The 649-nt window shown below is 37.1% G+C and carries 2 protein-coding genes; one reads left to right on the top strand and one right to left on the bottom strand.

Features of this window, described 5'->3' with window-relative positions; genetic code table 11:
• On the bottom strand, window positions 1-189 hold a 189-nt coding region (locus DWZ45_RS14405), incomplete at its 3' end, for a helix-turn-helix domain-containing protein (protein WP_147353118.1).
• 142 nt (window positions 190-331) lie between these two features.
• Here DWZ45_RS14405 and DWZ45_RS14400 point away from each other — a divergent pair.
• Window positions 332-649, top strand: a 318-nt coding sequence (locus DWZ45_RS14400; RefSeq protein ID WP_147353117.1) for a cupin domain-containing protein, incomplete at its 3' end; no start/stop codon positions are given.

The raw sequence follows: 649 nt of genomic DNA, 5'->3' as shown, positions 1-649 counted from the left end.
ATCACTCATCATTTGTCTTAAACTATCTGTCAAAACCTTTTGTGAAATACCATCTATACTTCGTTGTAGCTCATTGAATCTCCATGGACGCTCTTTCAAGTTACGCAAAATCAGCAGTTTCCATTTTCCTCCGATGAGAGATACTGCTGTTGCAACTGGGCATTCCGGTAATTCTTCTTTTGCTCGCATAATTCTCACCTCCGAGTCTATTGTAACACATTCAATTTTGAGTGTACAGTTACAAAAAGGTGCGTACTTGTTTTTGTATGTGTCTCACACTATACTAATACCAATCAACCAGAAACTACAAATTAACTATGGAGGTATTATTATGGCAAATTACACAAAAACAACTATTGGAAAGGAAAACCGAATTGAGCTGCATGAAAAGTTGTCTTTAACAGGTGCAGAAATCAGTTTAAACGAACTGCCTGCAGGAGCAAATGTCCCATTTGTTCATTCTCATAAAGAAAATGAAGAAATCTATGGAATTCTTTCAGGTAACGGCAAAGCCATAATTGATGGAGAAGAAATTAGCCTTTCAACTGGAGACTGGCTAAAAATCGCTCCTGCTGCAAAGCGTCAGTTTTTTGCATCCGATATTTCCGGAATTACTTATATCTGCATTCAGGTAAAAGAAAATTCTCTG

This window comes from Clostridium sp. AF32-7AC (assembly GCF_003477925.1).
GTDB classification, from domain to species: Bacteria; Bacillota; Clostridia; order Lachnospirales; family Lachnospiraceae; genus Otoolea; species Otoolea fessa.
Note: the sequence above shows the minus strand (reverse complement) of the source record. Positions and strands in the feature narration are given on the sequence as shown.